18 protein-coding genes are annotated in these 18968 nt (G+C 69.3%); 12 read left to right on the top strand and 6 right to left on the bottom strand.

Annotation, left to right across the window (positions count from 1 at the left end; all coding sequences use genetic code 11):
• Nucleotides 1-68: 68 nt before the first annotated feature.
• Together LUX31_RS14535 and LUX31_RS14530 are read right to left on the bottom strand one after the other, a co-directional pair.
• Nucleotides 69-275 (bottom strand): DUF397 domain-containing protein, encoded by a 207-nt coding sequence (locus tag LUX31_RS14535; protein WP_235475211.1) that lies wholly within the window; start codon nt 273-275, stop codon nt 69-71.
• Nucleotides 272-1153 (bottom strand): helix-turn-helix domain-containing protein, encoded by an 882-nt coding sequence (locus tag LUX31_RS14530; RefSeq protein WP_235475210.1) that lies wholly within the window; start codon nt 1151-1153, stop codon nt 272-274. The genes LUX31_RS14535 and LUX31_RS14530 overlap by 4 nt, the downstream gene beginning before the upstream one ends.
• 209 nt (nt 1154-1362) lie before the next feature.
• On the opposite strand from LUX31_RS14530, the gene LUX31_RS14525 reads away from it, so the two are divergent.
• The 3 genes from LUX31_RS14525 to LUX31_RS14515 are packed head-to-tail and all read left to right on the top strand — an operon-like array spanning nt 1363 to nt 2521.
• The gene (locus LUX31_RS14525) at nt 1363-1770 is read left to right on the top strand and encodes an ATP-binding protein (protein WP_235475209.1); all 408 of its coding nucleotides are present in this window, start codon (nt 1363-1365) and stop codon (nt 1768-1770) included.
• On the top strand, nt 1767-2150 hold the full coding sequence (locus LUX31_RS14520; protein WP_235475208.1) for a hypothetical protein: 384 nt from the start codon (nt 1767-1769) through the stop codon (nt 2148-2150). Before LUX31_RS14525 ends, LUX31_RS14520 begins: the two co-directional genes overlap by 4 nt.
• Nucleotides 2135-2521 (top strand): hypothetical protein, encoded by a 387-nt coding sequence (locus LUX31_RS14515; protein WP_235475207.1) that lies wholly within the window; start codon nt 2135-2137, stop codon nt 2519-2521. The genes LUX31_RS14520 and LUX31_RS14515 overlap by 16 nt, the downstream gene beginning before the upstream one ends.
• A 21-nt stretch (nt 2522-2542) precedes the next feature.
• On the opposite strand, the gene LUX31_RS14510 is transcribed toward LUX31_RS14515, so the two are convergent.
• Complete coding sequence (locus LUX31_RS14510; RefSeq protein ID WP_235475206.1) at nt 2543-6247, bottom strand: nSTAND1 domain-containing NTPase; 3705 nt, start codon at nt 6245-6247, stop codon at nt 2543-2545.
• A 160-nt stretch (nt 6248-6407) separates the two neighbouring features.
• On the opposite strand from LUX31_RS14510, the gene LUX31_RS14505 reads away from it, so the two are divergent.
• Both LUX31_RS14505 and LUX31_RS14500 read left to right on the top strand, forming a co-directional pair.
• Nucleotides 6408-7643 (top strand): acyltransferase family protein, encoded by a 1236-nt coding sequence (locus LUX31_RS14505; RefSeq protein ID WP_235475205.1) that lies wholly within the window; start codon nt 6408-6410, stop codon nt 7641-7643.
• 69 nt (nt 7644-7712) lie between these two features.
• Nucleotides 7713-8501 carry a KAP family P-loop NTPase fold protein gene (locus tag LUX31_RS14500; RefSeq protein ID WP_235475204.1) on the top strand — a complete coding sequence of 263 codons (789 nt, stop codon included), beginning with the start codon at nt 7713-7715 and terminating at the stop codon, nt 8499-8501.
• Nucleotides 8502-8757: 256 nt separating this feature from the next.
• Here the strand turns inward: LUX31_RS14500 and LUX31_RS14495 are convergent, their stop codons facing one another.
• Nucleotides 8758-9387: an isochorismatase family protein gene (locus LUX31_RS14495; RefSeq protein WP_235475203.1), complete on the bottom strand. Its 630-nt coding sequence runs from the start codon at nt 9385-9387 to the stop codon at nt 8758-8760.
• A 167-nt stretch (nt 9388-9554) separates the two neighbouring features.
• Between LUX31_RS14495 and LUX31_RS14490 the strand changes: the two genes are divergently transcribed.
• A complete protein-coding gene (locus tag LUX31_RS14490; RefSeq protein ID WP_235475202.1) occupies nt 9555-10199 on the top strand; it encodes a TetR/AcrR family transcriptional regulator in 645 nt (214 codons plus the stop codon).
• A 189-nt stretch (nt 10200-10388) separates the two neighbouring features.
• Nucleotides 10389-11282, top strand: a complete 894-nt coding sequence (locus LUX31_RS14485; RefSeq protein ID WP_235475201.1) for a S1 family peptidase — start codon at nt 10389-10391, stop codon at nt 11280-11282.
• Between the two features lie 76 nt (nt 11283-11358).
• On the opposite strand, the gene LUX31_RS14480 is transcribed toward LUX31_RS14485, so the two are convergent.
• Complete coding sequence (locus tag LUX31_RS14480) at nt 11359-12987, bottom strand: N-acyl-D-amino-acid deacylase family protein (RefSeq protein ID WP_235475200.1); 1629 nt, start codon at nt 12985-12987, stop codon at nt 11359-11361.
• 10 nt (nt 12988-12997) lie between these two features.
• The gene (locus LUX31_RS14475) at nt 12998-14293 is read right to left on the bottom strand and encodes an amino acid deaminase (RefSeq protein ID WP_235475199.1); all 1296 of its coding nucleotides are present in this window, start codon (nt 14291-14293) and stop codon (nt 12998-13000) included.
• Between the two features lie 167 nt (nt 14294-14460).
• Between LUX31_RS14475 and LUX31_RS14470 the strand changes: the two genes are divergently transcribed.
• The 5 genes from LUX31_RS14470 to LUX31_RS14450 all read left to right on the top strand — a co-directional run bounded on the left by LUX31_RS14470 (nt 14461) and on the right by LUX31_RS14450 (nt 18956).
• Complete coding sequence (locus LUX31_RS14470) at nt 14461-15519, top strand: sugar kinase (RefSeq protein WP_235475198.1); 1059 nt, start codon at nt 14461-14463, stop codon at nt 15517-15519.
• Nucleotides 15516-16277, top strand: a complete 762-nt coding sequence (locus tag LUX31_RS14465; RefSeq protein ID WP_235475197.1) for an IclR family transcriptional regulator — start codon at nt 15516-15518, stop codon at nt 16275-16277. Before LUX31_RS14470 ends, LUX31_RS14465 begins: the two co-directional genes overlap by 4 nt.
• Before the next feature lie 11 nt (nt 16278-16288).
• The gene (locus tag LUX31_RS14460) at nt 16289-16702 is read left to right on the top strand and encodes a RidA family protein (protein ID WP_235475196.1); all 414 of its coding nucleotides are present in this window, start codon (nt 16289-16291) and stop codon (nt 16700-16702) included.
• Between the two features lie 134 nt (nt 16703-16836).
• Nucleotides 16837-18288, top strand: a complete 1452-nt coding sequence (locus tag LUX31_RS14455) for a GntP family permease (protein WP_235475195.1) — start codon at nt 16837-16839, stop codon at nt 18286-18288.
• Between the two features lie 101 nt (nt 18289-18389).
• Entirely contained in the window at nt 18390-18956 is a 567-nt protein-coding gene (locus LUX31_RS14450; RefSeq protein WP_235475194.1) for a hypothetical protein, read from the top strand.
• Nucleotides 18957-18968: the final 12 nt, after the last annotated feature.

The raw sequence follows: 18968 nt of genomic DNA, 5'->3' as shown, positions 1-18968 counted from the left end.
TCATCCGTGTCTCCGGTCTTGGGGCCGGCCACTTCCTCGTGGTCGGCCACCCCACTGCTTCGCGGCCCTCAGCCGCCGAATTCTCCGTCATTGACGCCGGTGCTGAAGGCATTCCACTCCGTCGGGGCGAAGAAGAGGATTGGGCCTTGAGGGTCCTTGCTGTCACGTACCGCTCGGCCTCCGTCGGCGGTGTGGGCGACTTCTACGCAGTCTGCGCCATTCGCAGTTGAGGCACTGGACTTTGTGAATTCGGTGACAATGTCCTGATTCTTCATTCCGCTTCCTTCTCTCCATCCTGGACTTCCTCGATCGCTTTCCTGATGAAGGCCAGGCTTTGGTTCGGGGGTAGTGCGGCAGATCTCAGGGATTCGAAGATCCGCGCGTGGTAGGCCATCTCGTTCAGATCTTCGAGGACCACCGTGCTCGTCGTGGTGTCGTACGCGACGGCTTCAGGTGCCGGTTCCGGCCCGAAGCTGAACATCACGAAGTGGGATGTCAGGTGTGCGGCCCGCCACTCGGAGAACGGCAGCACCTGAATGCTTACATTCTGCCGCTGTGCGACGTTGAGAATGTGGAGCAATTGTTCACTGTGAATCTTCGCGGACGGCATGGGGGCGGTGAGCGCGGGTTCCCAGATGACGGCGGCGTATTGCGTGCCGCCCTCCTCGATGAGCTGTCGACGAGTTTGCCGAACCGTCACCATTTCGTCGATGGCCTCGGGGGTACTCGTGGTCGGACCTGAACTTACGAGGGTCCTGACGTAGTCGCCCGTCTGTAGCAAGCCGGGGATGAACACCGGGTGGTACGTGCGGATGTAGGTGGCGTCCGCTTCCATGGAGACGAAGTCGGCGTACCACTCCTTGTCCGACGCCTGGGGGTACTTGAGCCACCAACCTCGTTTGTTGGAGTCCCGCGCGAGTTGCTCAAGCTTCAGATAGACGTTGCGGTCTTCAACCTCGTACAGGTCGAGCAGGACGCGCACGTCTCCCACGCGGGCCGCGCTGATGCCCGTCTCAACTCGGCTGATCTTCGCCTTGGAGCACCCCAGCACCTCGGCGGCGTGCTCCTGGTCGAGTCGAGCTGCGAGCCGGTACTGCCTGAGCGTGGCGCCAAGGCGCCGGCTGCGCACCGTGGGCTTTCCACCTGCGGGCATGCTGCCCCCCTTCACCTCCGTGCCAGTCTGCACGGTAACGGACCGTACACGCCAGGTCGTTGCATCCAGGCTCAGGTTGCAAAATTACATCCAAAGATCTGTTGCAAGTTGAGTGGGTTGAGGTCTAGCTTCAATGCGTCACGCTCCGCACTTGCTTGAGGGCGGTGGGTGATTCAGATCCCGCCTGTCCACGCACCCTTGGGGGACCCATGTCCGGGCGCACGCACAGCAACAGGTTCCGGTTACGCAAGGATTCGGTGCCGGTCGCCCGGGACCATGTCCGCGCGATATTGACCCTCTGGCTCCTCGGCGAACTGGCCGACGACGCCGAGTCGATCGTGGGTGAGCTGGCGGCCAATGCCGTCGTGCACGCCAAGGGGATCGGCGAGTTCTTCGAGGTGGGGCTGCGTCGCCGGGACGGCGTGCTGATCGTCGAGGTGTCCGACTCGTTCCAGTGGCGGATGCCTGAGAGACGAGATACGGACCTCGATGACTGCGACGGGCGCGGGCTCGTCATCGTCGAGGGGCTGTCCGACGCGTGGGGCGTGCGACCCAGGGAGACCGGCAAGACGGTCTGGGCTCATCTGGTCATCAACCGTGGGGATGCGGCGTGTTGAGTGCGCCGAGGTCCGCGCCGCCCGGCGAACCGGTCGCGCCGTCCGCCGCCTTCGACGCCGACTGTGTGGCGTACGCCGTCTCGGGTCGCTCGCTGTACGGGCTCGGCCGCTGTCGCTCCAACTCCGCCTGGCTCGCCATGTTTTGGCTGCTACGGCGGGCCGGGCACATCGCGGACCAGCTCGATCCGCCGGCCGCCGCTCCGGTGCGGGCGTGGATGTCCGACGGCTGGGAGCATGCCCGGGCCTTGCTGCGGCTCGCGGGGCACGAGACGTACACGTACACGATCTGTGACGGCGACGTCCGGTACGTACTGGCCGTCGCCCCCGTTGTCTTCGTGCGCCGTGATGCCGACCAGGAGGCGACATGTGCCGCAGCCTGATGCACCGCCCCGCGTCCGTCGGTCGTCCTGGCTGGTGGTGCGAGTTCACCGCGTACTCGATGGCGGACGGCGGTATCGGTGGGACGGGACTCCGGACGAAAGCAGCCGATACTCCGGAGCAGGCGCTGGTATGGATGCGCCTCGCCGTGCGCGTGCTGCTGTCCGCGTTCGATCCTGAGGACACCGAACGTGCCTTCCGGTGGCTCGACCATGGTCAGTGGGAAGCGGTCATGCGGCTCCGGGCCGGTGAACCGTACGCGTTCGTCGCCTCCGCAGGAGACACGCGTGTCGAGTGGGCCGCCCGGCCTGTGTTGTTCCTGCCCTTGGCCCGCGCCGACCACGGTCCGCAGTGTCCATGTCCGCGCTCATGACTTTTGAGTATCGATGAGGTCCTATCTCACGGCAGTCTGGCAGCCGGCATCCGCGGACTGCCCGTGCAGGTAGCGGGACTGTTCCTGAGAGGTGAGAGAGGCGTCGACGGCCTCGCAAATGTTGCGGATCGCGCGGGCCGGGTCGGGCAGGTCGACGTTCCACAGGCCGACGGAGTCGCCCGTGCCGATGGCCAGGGTCCGTCCGTCCGGGCTGAACGCCACTGCTGCGAACGAGCCGGTCGGCAGGGTGCTTCTGGTCTGGCTGGTGGCGAGGTCCCACAGCTGGACTCCTCTTACGGTGCTTATGGCCAGGGTGCGTCCATCGGGGCTGAAAGCCGGCGACGCCGCCTGACCACTGACACTGAAGCTGTCTTGGAGCTGACCGGTGCGCGCATCCCATGTCTTCACCAGTCCGTTGCCGCCGGCCACGGTGGCCAGCATGTGTCCGTCCGGGCCGAACGCCAGGGACAGCGGGCTCCGGGCGCCCGGGTCGATGGTGCGCTGGGTGCGGCCGGTTGCTGCGTCGAGCAGCGTGATCTGCTCGCCGTCGGCCTCGATGTCCACGACGGCGAGTGTGCGGCCGTCCGGACTGAACGCCACCGCCCGGACGGGTTCGCCGTGGCCGTTGCGGGCGGTGCGAAGTACGCCGGTTGAAAGGTGCCAGATCCACACCGATCCCTCCACGCCGAGGATGGCGAGCCGCGTCCCGTCGGGGCTGAAGACCGCCGTGCCGACGGCGCCCAGGGCACGGCTCTGGCGAAGACGGCCCGTGGCCACGTCCCGGACCTCGACCACCTCTGTCCGCCCTTTTCGCACGGTCCTGACGGCCAGGGCGCGCCCGGTCGGGCTGAACCCCACGGCCCCGAGGCGGGAAGCCGTGAAGGGCAGTTGCCTTCCTCCGGGTGCCGGGTCGGTGTCGAGCGCCAGTGCGGCCTCGCGACCGCCGGTCCTGACATCCCAAAGCTCGACCGACCCACGGCCGGGCGGCCCTTGGCGAACCGTCGCCATCGTCCGTCCGTCCGGACCGAATGCCATGTCGGCGATGTACGTGCCGGCAGGGCCGGGCAGAGTGGTCTGTGGGGGATCGGCGGGCAGGCCGTGGACGCGGACGGCGGGGTCCAGGTTGCTGCCGGTGACCAGGGTGCGGCCGTCCGCGCTGAGCGCCACTTCCATGGCCCCCCGCCCGTGGTGACCGGTGGTCACGGTGCCCCGCGCGGTGCCGGAAGCGGTGTCCCACAGCCGCACCTTGTCCCCCTGACCCGGGATCGCGAGGGTCCGGCCGCCGGGCGCGAAGGTCACCTCGTGCAACCCGGTGGGACCGTCCCGGACGGTGCGCCGGACGATGCCGGTGGCCGTCTCCCGCAGTTGCACCGAACCGTCGGCGCGCACAACCGCGTAGGTTCGGCTGTCCGGGCTGAGAGCCACCACCTGGCCGTCGATCCGGCCGTCGTGGGCGGTCCGGGTGCGGCCGGTGGCCACGTCCCACACCCGCACCAGTCCGCCGAGGCTCACCGCGGCGACGGTACTTCCGTCAGGGCCGAAGGCGACCGCCTGCGGGTCGGGGTGGCCGGTGAAGCCTTGCCGCTTGCGGCCGGTGGCCACGTCCCACAGCCGTACAGCCGTCGCGGAGGCGGCGGCCACGGTACGACCGTCAGGGCTGAAGGCGATCCCACGTACCGAACCGCCGGGGATGGTGAGGGTGCCGCGTTTCCTGCCGGTGGCCGGATCCCACATGCCTATCGCCCCGCCGGTGGAGACAGCGAGGGTGCGGCCGTCGGGGCTGAACGCCGCGGTCGTGACCTCGCCGGTGCTTCGGCCGGGGAACGTGTGCCGGAGCCGGCCCTCCGGCAGACTCCAGATCCGTACTCCGCCGTCCGTGCTGTGGGCGGCGACGGTGCGGCCGTCCGGGCTGAGGGCGAGGGAATCCACCGGTTCGGTGCCGCTGATCAGACTCTTGCGCGGTGGTAGCGCCGCGGCGGCATAGAGGGCGGCGGTGGCTTCGCGGGTCGGGCTGGTCCGGTAGGCATGGACGGCGAGTAGTGCGGCGAGGTCGGGTTCGGAGTCCAGCAGTGCGCTGGACTGGGCGGCCAGTTGCCGGGACTCGGCCAGGCGCTGGGCGGCGACCGCGCTCTGCCACTGCCCCACGGCGAGGCCGGCGGCGACGAGGGCTAGACACAGGGCGGCGGTGACCGCGGTGAGCACCAGCCGGTACCGGCGACGGCCCTTCTGCTCGTGGTCGAGTCCGGCGTGGAGGAAGGCGCGCTCCAGGTCGGTCAGGTCCTCGCGCGGTGCGCCGCCGAAGTGTTCCTGGGCGGCGGCGAGTCGGCTTCCCCGGTACAGAGCGCCCTTTTCGCGGCGCAGGTCCTGCCAGGCGTGGGCCGCTTCGGTCAGGTTCCGGTGCACACGCAGGCGTTCGCGGTCTTCCTCGATCCACCCGCGCAGCCGGGGCCAGGCCGTGATCAGGGCCTCGTGGGCCATCTCGACCCTGTCGCCGTCCAGGGTGAGCAGCCGCGCCCCGGCGAGTGCCTCCACCACTTGGGTGGTGTCGTCCCGGCCGGTGCCGGTCAGTTCCGCGCGTCCGACGGGACGGCGGGTGTCGGGCGTGCCGTCACCGGGAATGACCAGGCGCAGCAACACCCGGCGGGCGGCAGCCGCCTGGTCTGCGGTGAACCGGCCGTAGATCTGCTCGGCGGTCTTGGCGATCGCGCCGTCCAGGCATCCGGCCGCCTCGTACCCCGTCATGGTCAGTGTCTTGCCGCGGCGGCGGCGCCAGGTCTCCAGCAGCGCGTGGGACAGCAGGGGCAGCCCACCCGGCGCGTCGGCGACCTCCGTGACCAGCCGGGCGGTGAGGGCGCGTTCCACGGTCAGTCCGGCAGCCGCGGCCGGCTTGACGACGGCATCGCGCAGTTCCGCCCGACTCATCGCTCCGGCCAGGAGGTTGGCATCGCGCAGTGCGTCGGCCAGGTCGCGGTGCTCGGCGCAGCGGCCGTAGAAGTCGCCGCGCACCGCCAGCAGCACCCGCAGACGGCTCCCGGGCTGCCGGGCCGTCAGCAGCAGATCGATGAAGCGGGTGCGTTCGGCCGCGTCGTGGCAGAGAGTGAAGACCTCCTCGAACTGGTCGACGATCACGAAAGTGTCCGGCCCTGCGCTGCCGTCGCGGGGAGTCGCGGGCGCGAGGAGAGGGGCGTGGCTGCGGGCCGGGCGTTCGCCCGGTGTCAGGATCCGGATCGCGGCCGGGCGCAGGCCGGGCTCCTGAGCGTGCCGGAGGACGGGTAACAGGCCGGCCCGCAGCAGGGAGGACTTGCCGCTGCCGCTGGGGCCGAAGACCGCGGCGAACCGTCGGCGGCGCAGCAGGTCGAGCAGGTCGGCGGTGAGCTGTTCCCGGCCGAAGAACAGGCCGCTGTCCCCGGGCTCGAACCGAGCCAGACCCCGGTACGGCGTGAGCGATCCGTCGTCGTCCCGGGAGTCGTCACCGGCGGACTCCTCCACCGCTTCCTTCCACCGGGCCTCCCATTCCGCCAGGTCTCCACCGCACGCCCCGGCATAGGCCAGGGCCACCGGCAGCGTCGGCAACTGCTCGCCGGCCGCAGCCTGCGACAGCGCGGTCACCGAGTAGCCCGCCCGCTGAGCCAGCGACCGGTAGGTGATCCCGTCCGCCTCCGCCCGCAGCTTGCGCAACTCGAACGCGAACCGCTGCACCGGACCCGCCGCCGGATCCACCGGCATCTCACGACGCCCCGCCACAACTCACCCCCGCCAGTCGCCGGTTCATTGTTCAGCCGCCAGAACGGTACTGCCGAACAATGCACCGGCCACTGAACTCGGTGATGCCCCCGCCGCACGGCGAGCCCGGCGGACATCTCACCGAAGAGGACTCTGGCCACGCATGCAATCCCCACCCCGCGTTCCTGCTTCACCGGCGCGCTCGCCCTCCCCCGCATCGCGGTTGGGCTGGCTGGACGCGTCGCGCGGCCTCGCCGCACTCGTCGTGGTGTTCGACCACTCCTCGTACACCTTCATGGCGGACTTCCGGCGGGAGCTGATGCCGCAGTTCAACACCAGCCGCTACGGCATCATGGTGTTCTTCCTGGTGAGTGGCTACATCATCCCCGCATCGCTGGAGCGCCGGGGCTGCGTCCGGACGTTCTGGATCGGACGAATCTTCCGCGTGTACCCGCTGTGGGCGGCTGTCGTCACCGCGCTCCTCGCCCTCGACCTCCTGGGCATCGCGGAGATACGTGACTTCGGCCAACAGAGCGTGGTCACCGTGGCGGTGGCCCACGCCACCATGCTCCAGGAGTTGCTCGGGACGCCCAGTCTCCTGCTCGTCCTGTGGACGCTCTCGTACGAGATGTCCTTCTACCTGCTGGTCGTGGCTCTTTTCACGGTCCGCCTTCACGGGCGGTCCGCGGCGGTCGCGGTCGTCCTGGCAGTGCTCGCCGCCGCGAGTGTGATGGCAGGGGTGGCGCTGCCGTCCTCTGCCCTGTCCGGACTGGTCGGCACCGGCCCGCTGATCGTGTTCGCGTCGATCGCCATGGGGGTCGCCATCTGCTGTGCGAGCGCCGCGTCACCCGTGCTCCGGGTATTCGGGGGTGTCCTGGGCGGGGTGCTGGCGCTCGTCCTGGTCCCGTTCAACGGCACGGTCCCGCTGTGGGAGGACCTGGTGATCCTCGCCGTGATGTTCCTCGGCACCGCCGTCCACCGTGCCGAGAACGGTCAGAGCACCTGGCGCCGTGCGGCCGGTACCGCCGTCACAGTGGTTGCCTGTGCTGTAGGGAGTGCGTACTGGTACGGCGACGGCGACCACTTCACCCGGCGCGGCTGGATCGTCGCGTTCCTGCTGGCTGTACTGACCTTCGGCGCCGGACTGCTGTCCCGCCGTCGGCGCATACCGCGGATGCTGACCGGACTGGGAACGATCAGCTACTCGGTCTATCTGCTGCATCCGGTGCCGCTGGCCGTGATCGACAGCACGATCGGCCGACGGCGGCAGGACAGTCCTGCGCTCGAAGTCGCGTTCTTCGCCGTGCTGCTGCCCCTGTGTCTGCTGACCCACCGTTACGTCGAAGCACCGAGCCAGGCATGGGGCCGCAGGCTGGCACGCCGTGTGCAGCCACCGTGACGATCCCAAGATGCCCTGACCCTGGGTATGTTGACCTTCTCGATCAGAGGGAAGGGAGCGGCCGGACGCATGAGGCTCTCGCTGCTGAACGACGAGCCCGTGACCGTGCCGGAGGATGATCTGCTGGGTGCCGGGCGGGCCGCGCGGGAGCTGGCCCGGCTGTTGCACGACTCCCGGACCGCGACCCCCTTCACGCTTGCCGTCGACGCCGGGTGGGGGATGGGCAAGAGCAGCCTCATGCGGCTCGTCGAGGCCGAGTTGCGGCAGCGTCAGGACGTCGAGATCGTCTGGTACAACGCCTGGACCTCCTCCGGTGGCGACGCGCTGGAAGGGCTCATCAAGTCGGTGCTGATGAAGTTCGACCGGCGACTGGTGCGGCGGATGATCCACGGCGCGTCCGAACGCGGGACCTTGATACGGGCCCTGCGGGAGACGCTCACCATCGCCTCGGCGCCGTTCGGCGCGGCCGGGCTCGTCGACCAGTTCTGGCGTGACCTGTCCGTCGATCCCAAGGCCCGCAACGAGATGCGGGACGCGCTGCGCGACCTCGCCACCGAGTGGGCCGACTCGGCGGAGTACGAACCGCGCCGGCTGCTCGTCGTCTTCGTCGACGACCTCGACCGCTGCTCGGAGGAGACGGTCCTCGCGGTCTGCGAGGCGGTGAAGGTCTATCTGGACGTGCCGGGGCTGGCCTTTCGTCATCGGCTGCGACCGGGCCGCGTTCGTCGCGTCCTTGGGAGACACGCGTGTCGAGTGGTCCGGCCGCCCGGTGCTGTTCCTGCCTTTGGCCCGCGCAGACGACGGTCCGCAGTGTCCGCGTCCGTGCCTGTGACTTCCGCGTCTGTGCTTGCGGGGTAAGCGTCAGTGTCTTCTTCGCGGAGAGGGAAACGCCGTTCACGCTGTGCCTTGCCCAGGGGATGGGACACAGGCCTTCATGCCCCAGGTCCGGGCACAGTGCGTCCACCAGCCGGTCCATGAGTTCCTCGTGCTTGGCCGGTGTCGCGACCAAGGCGGTTTTCACCTGCCGCAGCCTCCCAACCCCTGCCGGCTGCCATCACGAAGGGGCCGTCGGCAAGCCGACGGCCCCTCATGAACGATCGAGGCCAGGGTCAGGCTAGGGCGCTACCTGCGGGGCAGGTGCCAGCGTCGCCAGGCTCATCGCGTACTTCGGTGCTTGGGTCTGCAACAGGTCCATGAATACCGGCAAGGTGTCGAAGTTCTCGTACGTACGTTGGAACTCGGCAGCCAGGGAAAGCCAGCTCCGCGGAACTACGCCGAGCTGCGTGAGCCGGGTAAGGGCAGCCTGGTGGATCTCCGGGTTCTCGTCCGCTGTCGCGTCGACGACCACTGAGACCGAGTAGTCCCGCCGAAGCGCGCCGAGCGCCGTGTGATGCACGCACCCGTCCGTCATCAGTCCGGCAAGCACCAGGTGCCTGACGCCTGAGTCCTCTACCGCCTGGGCGAAGCCCGGGAAGTCGAAGGCATCGAACGAACCGGAACGGTGAATCACCGGGTGCTCGCCGATGACGGACCGGAGTTCGGGATACAGCCCTCCTCGCGGATCGCCCTCGGGGCCGCTGGTGACGATCAGCGGCGCACCGAAGCCGAGCGCCGTCTTCGCCAGCGCGACAGCACCGTTGACGTTCGCCTCGATGGTCTGCGACCGGAAGATGTTCGCGAACCCGGTGATGTAGTCGATGAGCACAATGGCTGTGTTGGCCGGCGTGCGCCGCTCGACGTCCATGGTCGTGACTCCTGACTTTTGGATGTGTCTGCCGCGCGATGCCACCCTGGCGTCCGGATCGGCACGCAGGGCGTGAACATCCGCGTAGAGGGCTCCTGTATTGGATATAGGAAGCCTACGCCGAAAGTAGCACGCGCCAGCAGGGCGCGTTGATGGAGGATGGAAAGATGAGCAGCAGGCCGCATGGTCAGCCACGCCCGTACCGTGCCGGCAGACGCGCCGAGACGGCCGCGGAGACGCGGGCGGCCATCCTTGAGGCCGCTCTGCGCCTGTTCCTCGAACGCGGCTATGGAAAGGTCACCGTCGGCGACATCGCGCGGGAGTCCGGGACGGCCGTCCCCACGGTGTACGCGAGCACCGGGGGCAAAGCCTCGATCCTGGCCCACTTCATCAGCGAGGGCATCGGCGACCCGATCGTCGACCAGACCCTCTCGGCGGTGAACGCCTGCCGCGACCCCCGTGAAACGGTCGCTGTCGCCACGCATGGGGTGCGGGTCGACAACGAGCAGTACTTCGCCCTGCTCCAGGTGCTGAACACGGCAGCCGCACTGGACGAGACGGCCGCGGAAACCCTCGCCCGCGCCAACCGCGTCTACCGCGAGGCCCTCGCGGTCGTGGCCGGGCGGTTGGAGGAACTGGGCGCCCTGAGGGCGGGACTGACGCGGGGCCGCGCAACCGACATCCTGTGGTTCTTCCTCGGCCACCCCTCCTGGCGTCTGTACGTGGCGGACTGCCGCTGGTCGTGGAACGAGACCGAGCAGTGGCTGGCCCAGCAGGTGTCGGCCGCGCTGCTGGACGACGGTATCGGCTGACCGCGCAACCGGTGCCGCGCAGGACTCCTGTGCAGAAGTCGTGGCCGCCGTCGCCCGCGCGCAAACCCGCCAACTCCCGGCCGGAAACAATTCCTTGCCTCAACCACCCCTCCCGCATCACAATGCGCATGACAAAAAGTGAGCGGCCGGAAGATCTCCGGTCGCTCTGTCGTACGAGGGGACCCCCACATGAACAAGCCTCTCCTTGCCGCGCTCACAGCCCTGGTGATCACCGGGGCCGGCGCGGCACCCGCGGTCGCCGCGCAGGCCGACACGGCCGCGTCCGTCGGGAAGAGCACCACGGGCACAACGGGCGCCACCGTCAAGACGGCTGCCGCGCCGGCCATCCAGGCCGTCAACTTCGCCGGCACCGTCTCGCTCTCCAACTGTTCCGGCTCGCTCGTCCGCTTCCCCAGCTCCGAGTCCGACGACCCGGCGCTGGTCATGTCCAACGGGCACTGCCTGGAGACCGGCTTCCCGGCCGCCGGCGAGGTCATCGTCGACCAGGCGTCCACCCGTACCTTCGGGCTGCTCAACGCCGCAGCGACCCGCGTCGGCACCCTGCGCGCCAGCAAGATCGCGTACGCGACGATGACCGACACGGATGTCTCGATCTACCAGCTCACGACCACGTACGCGCAGATCGCCAGCAGCTACGGCATCAGCCCGCTCACCCTCAACGACACCCACCCGGTCGCCGGTACGGCGATCACGGTCGTCTCCGGGTACTGGAAGCAGACGTATGCCTGCAACATCGATGGGTTCGCCTATCGACTGAAGGAGGGGGAGTGGACCTGGAAGGACTCGGTCCGTTACACCTCCGCGTGCCAGACCATCGGGGGTACCTCGGGGTCGCCGGTTGTCGACAACGCGACGGGGAATGTCGTTGCCGTCAACAACACCGGTAATGAGGACGGCGAGACGTGCACCGACAACAACCCGTGTGAGGTTGATGCGAGCGGCAACGTGACTGTTCGTGAGGGCATCAACTATGCGCAGGAGACTTACCAGATCCCGGCTTGCTTTGGGCTCGACAACAAGTTGGATCTGAGTCGTAGTGGGTGTGTTCTGCCCAAGCCGTAGCGCTCCGTGGGGGGTGGGGCGGTAGTGGTGCGATCTGCTGCGCCGTCGTGGCTTGTCGCGCAGTTCCCCGCGCCCCTTAGGGGCGCGGGGTTCGCCTGATCGACTTGCCTGCCAGTACGTCTGTTCGGCGGCCGTCCTCCATCACGAAGCGGCCGTCGATCAGTACGTGCGGGATGCCCGTCGGGAGGGTGCGCGGGGTTTCGAAGGTGGAGCCTGCCGCCACCGTCGCCGGGTCGAAGAGGACCAGGTCGGCTCGGTAGCCCTCCCGGATCAGGCCTCGGTCCGGGAGGCGTAGGCGGGCCGCCGGGCGTGACGTCAGGTGGGCCACGCACTCCTCCAGGGAGAGGATCCCCAACTCCCTTACGTAGCGGCCGAGATACTGGGGGAACGTGCCGTATGCGCGCGGGTGCGGTTTCGTGCCCTGGAGGATGCCGTCCGAGCCGCCCGTGTGGACGCGGTGGCGCATGATCGTGCGGACGTTCTCCTCGTGGCCGACGTGCTGGAGGATCGTCGTGCCCAGGCGGTCGGTCAGGAGGAGGCGGCGGGCCGTCGTCCACGGGGTCTCGGCTCGCGCGTTCGCCGACTCCTGGATCGTGCGGCCCACATAACCCGTGAGGTCAGGGTCCGTCACGCCCGAGATCTCGATCGTGTCCCACTCGATGGGGACGCCGTGGCAGCCGTCGGCGCCGATGACCTCCATGTGGTGGCGGATGCGTTCGGCGGTCGTGTCGGCAGTCAGGCGCCGGAGGATCTCTTCCGGGCCACCCTCGCTCGCCCAACTCGGCAGCATTGCCACCAGCGTTGTGGAGCCGGGTGTGTAGGGGTACGTGTCCAGGGTCAGGTCCGCCCCCGCCGCCAACGCCTCGTCCAGGAGCGTCAGCAGCTCCGGTGCCCTGCCCTCGTTCACGCCGAAGTTCATCGTGGCGTGGGCCAGGTGGAGCGAGCAGCCGGCCTCCTTCGTCAGCTGCACCATCTCCGCGTACGCCTCCAACGCGCCCGCCCCGTACGAGCGGTGGTGCGGGCAGTAGTAGCCGCCGTACCGCGCCACCACCCGGCACAGTTCCGTGAGTTCGGAGTCCTTGGCGTACATGCCGGGCGTGTACGTGAGCCCGGACGACATGCCCACCGCGCCCTGTTCCATCCCCTCCGCGACCAACTGCCGCATCCGGTCCAGCTCTTGGGGTGTCGCCTCGCGGTCCTCCCAGCCGACGGCCAGCATGCGGACCGTCCCCTGGGGGATGAGGTAGGCCGCGTTGACCGCGATGCCCTCCCCTCCGAACCCCCGGTCCAGCCGGTCGAGATACTCGCCCACCGACCGCCAGTCGAAGTCGATGTCGTCGCCGTTGCCGTTCCAGCCGGTGATCGCGCGGCGGACCTCGGCGAGGGTGCGGTCGTCGACCGGGGCGTACGACAGCCCGTCCTGGCCCAGGACTTCGAGGGTCACCCCCTGTGCGGCCTTCGCACTGTGGTCGGGGTCGCGGAGGAGGGCCAGGTCACTGTGGGCGTGCATGTCGATGAAGCCGGGGGAGAGGGCGAGCCCGGAGGCGTCCAACTCCCTCCGCGCCCTTGGGCGTTGACAGCCCGCTGCCGCCGCCTCCTGGACGATCGAGACGATCCTGCCGCCGTCGACCACCACATCCGCGCGGTACGACGGGCCGCCCGAGCCGTCCACGACGTCCGCGTCCCGAATGACCAGCTCTTCCATACCCGGCCTCCTAGAAGAACGTGCGGATGTAGTCGACGACCGTGCCGTCCGCCTCGGCCAGCGGGATCAGCTGCCACTTGTCGAAGGACGTGCACGGGTGGGACAGACCCAGGCCCAGCCAGTCGCCGACCTCCAGATCCGCCCCGGGGTCGGTATGCAGCCAGGCGTGCTGGTCGGAGAGGCCGGTGACCGAGATGCCGGTGGCGGGCCGTTCCTCAGTGCCCTCCCTCCGTACGACCTGGGCGAAGGGCAGATCCAGGTCGTAGGCCGCGTCGCGCTTGCCCGCGTTCGCGAAGGCCTGCTCGGGGGACGGGCGGGACACGACCTGCGTCCAGAGGCGGAAGGCGGGCTCCAACGCCCCTTCCTCCGGGACCCGGTTGAACGGGGTGACATGGCGATAGTGGCCGTCGTCGTGCGAGACGTACGCGCCCGAGCGCAGCAACTTCAGTACGGGGAGCGACAGTTCGGGGATCTCCACGAACACGTCGGCGACCGCGTCGAACCAGGCGCTGCCGCCCGCGCTCACCACGATCTCCTCGACGGAAGGGGCGGCGAACCGGCCCGCCTTGTCGAAGTCCGCCGCCAGCGCGACGAGTCGCCGCAGCCACGTCCGCACCCGCTCCGGGTTTGCCTGCGGCACCTCGCCCTCGTACCCGGCGACCCCGACCAGCCGTAGCGTCGGTACGGCGGCCACCGCGTCCGCGACCGCCGCGCACTCCGCCTCCGTACGCGCACCGGTCCGGGCGCCCTCACCGGCGCCGAGTTCGACGACCACGTCCAGCGGGCGGGTCACGGCCCCCGCCAGCGCCGCGTCCATCAACTCCACTCCGCGCACGGAGTCGACGTAACAGATGAACCGGAAGTCCGGGTCGGCCGCCAGCTCCGACGCGATCCAGCGCAGGGCGGACGGGTCGACGAGTTCGTTGGCGAGGAAGACGCGCTGGATGCCGAACTGCCGTGCCACGCGCACCTGGTGGGGGACCGCGAGGGTGATGCCCCAGGCACCGTGGTCGATCTGGCGCCGGAAGAGCTGGGGGGCCATGGAGGTCTTGCCGTGCGGGGCAAAGGAGAGGCCGTGGCGGGCCGCGTACGTCTCCATCAACTCCAGGTTGTGGGTGAGGTGCTCGGCGGAGAGCGTGAGTACGGGGGTGGTGAAGCCGCCGGTGAAGAGGTTGCGGCGCTCGGCGGTCAGCTCGCCGACCGTGAGGCCGTCGGCGTCCGGCGGGAGGCCCTTGAAGCGGGCGTCGACCCGGTCGGTGGCCAGGCGGGCGAGCGCCCCCGCGCTCTCGCTGCTCTCGGTGCCCATGGAACCTCCCTGATTCGGCTGCGCCGCACTGTAATGCGCCGCACGGGCATGCATTGCAACATGTGCAATCGGCATTGCGTATATCGCTTACCGCTGTCTAACATCTCGCCAACGCGGGGTCAACGGAGCCGCCGCCTCCCCCGCATCACCTAGGAGCTACGACGATCGTGACCGTCACCGGACCCTGCAATGCCCCCGACGTCGTCGATGTGGTCGATGTCGTCGCGCTTGGCGAGTCCATGGTCACGTTCCTTCCCTCCCGGCCGGGCCGCCTCGCCGACGTGCCGTCCTTCGAGCGGACCATCGGCGGCGCCGAGTCCAACGTGGCCTGCGCGCTCGCCGCCGGCCACTCCGTCCGCTGGATCAGCCGCGTCGGCGCCGACGGCTTCGGCGACCACCTCGTCGAGACGATCGGCTCGTACGGGGTGGATGTGACGTCCGTACGGCGTGATCCGGCGCGTCCGACGGGCGTGTACTTCCGTACGGCGGGCGACCGGGCGACCGACGCGCACGAGGTCGCGTACTACCGGGCGGGCTCGGCGGCCTCCGTGATGTCCGCCGGGAACCTGGACCTGGAGGCGGTGCGCGCGGCGCGTGTCCTGCATCTGTCCGGGATCACGGCCGCGCTGTCCGGCAGCTGTCTGGACCTCCTCTGGGAGCTGACCGAGCCCCGGCCCGGCAGGCCGCTCGTCTCCTTCGACGTCAACTTCCGGCCGGGGCTGTGGGCCGACGCCGAGGGTCCCCGGGTGCTCCTCGACCTGGCCCGGCGGGCCGACCTCGTCTTCGTCGGCGCCGACGAGGCGCGGGACGCCTGGGGGCTGGAGGGCGTGGGGGCGGTCGTGGACGCGCTGCCCGAGCCGGGGCTCGTGGTCGTCAAGCAGGGCGGCGGCGAGGCAGTCGCCTTCGGCGAGGACATCGACGAGGCCGAGGCCGTACGTGTCCGTGCGCCCCGGGTCGAGGTCGTGGCCGCCGTCGGTGCCGGCGACGCCTTCGCCGCCGGGTTCCTCTCCGCCACCCTCAGGGGTCTCCCCGTACGGGACCGCATCCGGCACGGCCACCTCATGGCCGCCGCCGTCCTCACCGCCCCCGGCGACCTCGCCGCGCCGCCCGCCCGCGACCACGCCGACCGGTTGGTCGCCCTCGACGACAGGGCGTGGGGGACACTTCGACTCGGCCCCGGCTGGACGCAAGCCGAGCAGGCCCCGGAGGAGGTACCCACCCCATGAGCCAGACCGTCGACCGTGCGCTGAGCATCCTGCCGTTGCTCGCCGAGGGCCCCGCCGACCTCGGCCAGGTCGCCGACCGCCTCGGCGTCCACAAGTCCACGGCCCTGCGCCTCCTGCGCACCCTCCACGAACACGGGATCGTCTACCGCCAGTCCGACCAGCGCTACCGCCTCGGCGCCCGCCTCTTCGCGCTCGCCCAGGAAGCCGTGGAGAACCTCGACGTCCGGGAGATCGCCCACCCCCACCTCGTACGCCTCAACGAGCAGTGTGGGCACACCGTCCACCTCGCCGTGCACGAGGAGAGCGAGGTCCTCTACATCGACAAGGTCGAGAGCCGCTACCCCGTGCGCATGTACTCCCGTATCGGCAAACCCGTCGCCATCACCGTCGCCGCCGTCGCCAAGCTGCTGCTCGCCGACCTGCCGGAGAACGAGCGACGCGCTCTCGCCGAGAAGCTCGACTACCCGATGTACACCTCCCGCTCCACCCCCAACTCCCTGGCGTTCCTACGGGAGTTGGCCAAGGTGCGCGACCAGGGCTGGGCCACCGACCTCGGCGGTCACGAGGAGTCCATCAACTGTGTCGCCGCCCCCATCCGGGGCACCGACGGCCGCGTGGTCGCCGCCATGTCCGTCTCCGCCCCGAACGTCGTCGTCACCGCCGACGAACTCCTCACCCTGCTCCCGCTGGTACGCCGTACGGCGGACGCCATCAGCGGCGAGTACTCCGGACGAACCCCAGCAGCCCCCCAAACCTAGGAAGCCACCCGATGACCGAGAAGATCGCCCTCACTCCGAAGACCCACACCACCCCGCCCGCCAAGTTCTCCCACGGCGTGAAGAAGGGGAACATCCTCCAGGTCGCCGGCCAGGTCGGCTTCCTGCCGGCGGAGGAGGGCAAGCCCCCGACACCGGCCGGCCCCACCCTCCGCGAACAGACCCTCCAGACCCTCGCCAACGTCAAGGCGATCCTGGAGGAGGGCGGCGCGACCTGGAACGACGCGATGATGATCCGTGTCTACCTGACGGACGTAGACCACTTCGCGGAAATGAACAGCATCTACAACGAGTACTTCGAGGAGCAGGGGCTGACTTCTCCCCCCGCCGCGCGCACCACGGTGTACGTGGGCCTCCCGGCAGGCCTCCTGATCGAGATCGACGCACTCGCGGTACTGAACAGCTAGGGCTCACAGCAACGCGCCCCGTTTTTAGGGGCGCGGGGAACTGCGCGAGCAACCACAAACAACCCGCACCTGGCCACGAATGCGCTCCCCCCTGCCCAAATTCCCCCCGCGACTGAACAACAGAGGACCCCCACATGTCCGAAACCCCACCCCACACCGGCGGCCTACTCCTCCTCATAGACGGCACCGCAGGTCTCCTCACCGTCGCCGCCCTAGGCATAGCCCTGCTCCTGATCCTCATCATCAAGCTCCGCCTCCAACCCTTCGTAGCCCTCCTCGCCGTCTCGATAGCCGTCGGCCTGGGTGCCGGCCTGAGCGTCACCGAACTCTTCGGCACAGTCCAGCGCTCGGACGCCGTCTCCGTCATCGAGTCCGGCATGGGCGGCATCCTCGGCCACGTAGCGATCATCATCGGCCTCGGCACGATGCTCGGCGCGATCCTCGAAGTCAGCGGCGGCGCGGAGGTGTTGGCGTCCAGACTCCTCAACCTCTTCGGCGAGAAGCGGGAGCCTCTCGCCATGGGCCTCACCGGCCTCGTCTTCGGCATCCCCGTCTTCTTCGACGTCGGCATCTTCGTCCTCGCACCGATCGTGTACGCCGCCGCCAAGCGCTCCGGCAAGTCGATCCTGCTCTACTGCCTGCCTCTCCTCGCCGGCCTCTCCGTCACGCACGCCTTCCTGCCGCCGCACCCCGGACCGGTCGCCGCCGCCGGGCTCCTGCACGTGGACCTCGGCTGGGTCATCCTGATGGGCGTCGTCTGCGGACTGCCCGCCGTGCTCGCCGCGTGGGTGTGGTCGGCGTGGATCGGAAAGCGGATCTTCGTCCCCGTACCGCAGGACATGCTGGAGGCCGCGGAGGAAGCCAAGAAGGCGGTCCTCGACGAGCAGCGCGAGGCCGGAGTGGCCCCCCAGGAGACACCCGTATCGCTCGGCACGGTCCTCGCCATCATCGGTACGCCGCTGCTGCTGATCCTCGCCGCCACGTTCTCGTCGATCGCGCTCGACCCCTCCACCTTCCGGTCGGTCGTCACGTTCCTCGGCAGCCCGTTCGTCGCGCTGACGATCGCCCTGTTCATGGCGTACTACCTGCTGGGCCTGCGCCGCGGCTGGTCCCGCAAGTCGCTGGAGACGGTGTCCACCGCGTCCCTCAAGCCGGTCGGCAACATCCTGCTCGTCGTCGGCGCCGGCGGGATCTTCGGCGCGATCCTCAAGGCCAGCGGGGTCGCGCAGGCACTCTCCGACACCTTCAACGACGTCGGTCTGCCGGTGATCGTCCTCGCCTATCTGATCTCCGTGGTGCTACGGGTCGCCCAGGGCTCGGCGACGGTCGCCATCGTGACGACGGCGGGCATCGTGGCGCCGCTGCTCAGCGAGGGCGACCACTCGCAGGCGTTCGTCGCCCTCGTCATCATGTCCATCTCGGCGGGCTCGATCTTCGCCTCGCACGTCAACGACGGCGGCTTCTGGATGGTCGCCAAGTACTTCGGCATCAGCGAACGGGACACCCTCAAGACGTGGACCGTGCTGGAGACGGTGCTGTCGGTGGCGGGGTTCGTGGTGGCGGCCGTACTGAGCCTGTTCGTGTAGCACTCCCTCGTACAGGCTCGTGAGGCCCACGGTTTCCGGTCTCCGGATCTCTCTGGCCCCTGCTGTCCCATGACACAGCAATGTCCGCCATACTTCCGACTGTGGAGCAGCGCATAGGTTCGAGCAGCAAGCCCCTGGAAACCGCCGCGGTCGACCCAGCGGCCATCCCCGGGCTCACTTCACCCGTGCCGGCTGAGCCGGAGGACGGGACCCCGGACCCGGTGGAGGAGGCGGGAGCGGAGGCGGAAGCCCCCGAGACCTCTGAAACCTCTGAGGCAGAGGCCGAGGCCGAGGCTGAGACCCCTGAGGCTGAGACCTCTGAGGTCGAGACGGAGACCCCCGAGGTCGAGGGCCCCGTCTTCGAGGCGTCCGACCGCCGGGCGAAGATCATCGCCGACCACAGCGGCGTACGCCTCTCCCTGGACGACCAGGAGTGCGAGTTCCGCTGGGACGAGATCGGCGCCGTCGAGACGGAGACGTCCCGCTTCGGCAAGCGGTTCACGGTGACGGTCCACACCCCGGACCGCCGCTGGTACCCGGTGGAGATCGAAGCGAAGGCGAAGTCCCAGCACCAGGAGTGGGAATCCGACCTGGACAAGGTCCTGGACACCTACTTCGAAGACGAGTTCGAAGACGAGAAGGAGCCTGAGGAGAGCAGCGCCCCCTAAGGGGCGCGGGGA

This window comes from Streptomyces sp. GQFP (assembly GCF_021545335.1).
In the GTDB taxonomy this organism is placed as follows: Bacteria; Actinomycetota; Actinomycetes; order Streptomycetales; family Streptomycetaceae; genus Streptomyces.
This window is presented reverse-complemented; position numbering and strand designations above follow the sequence as displayed.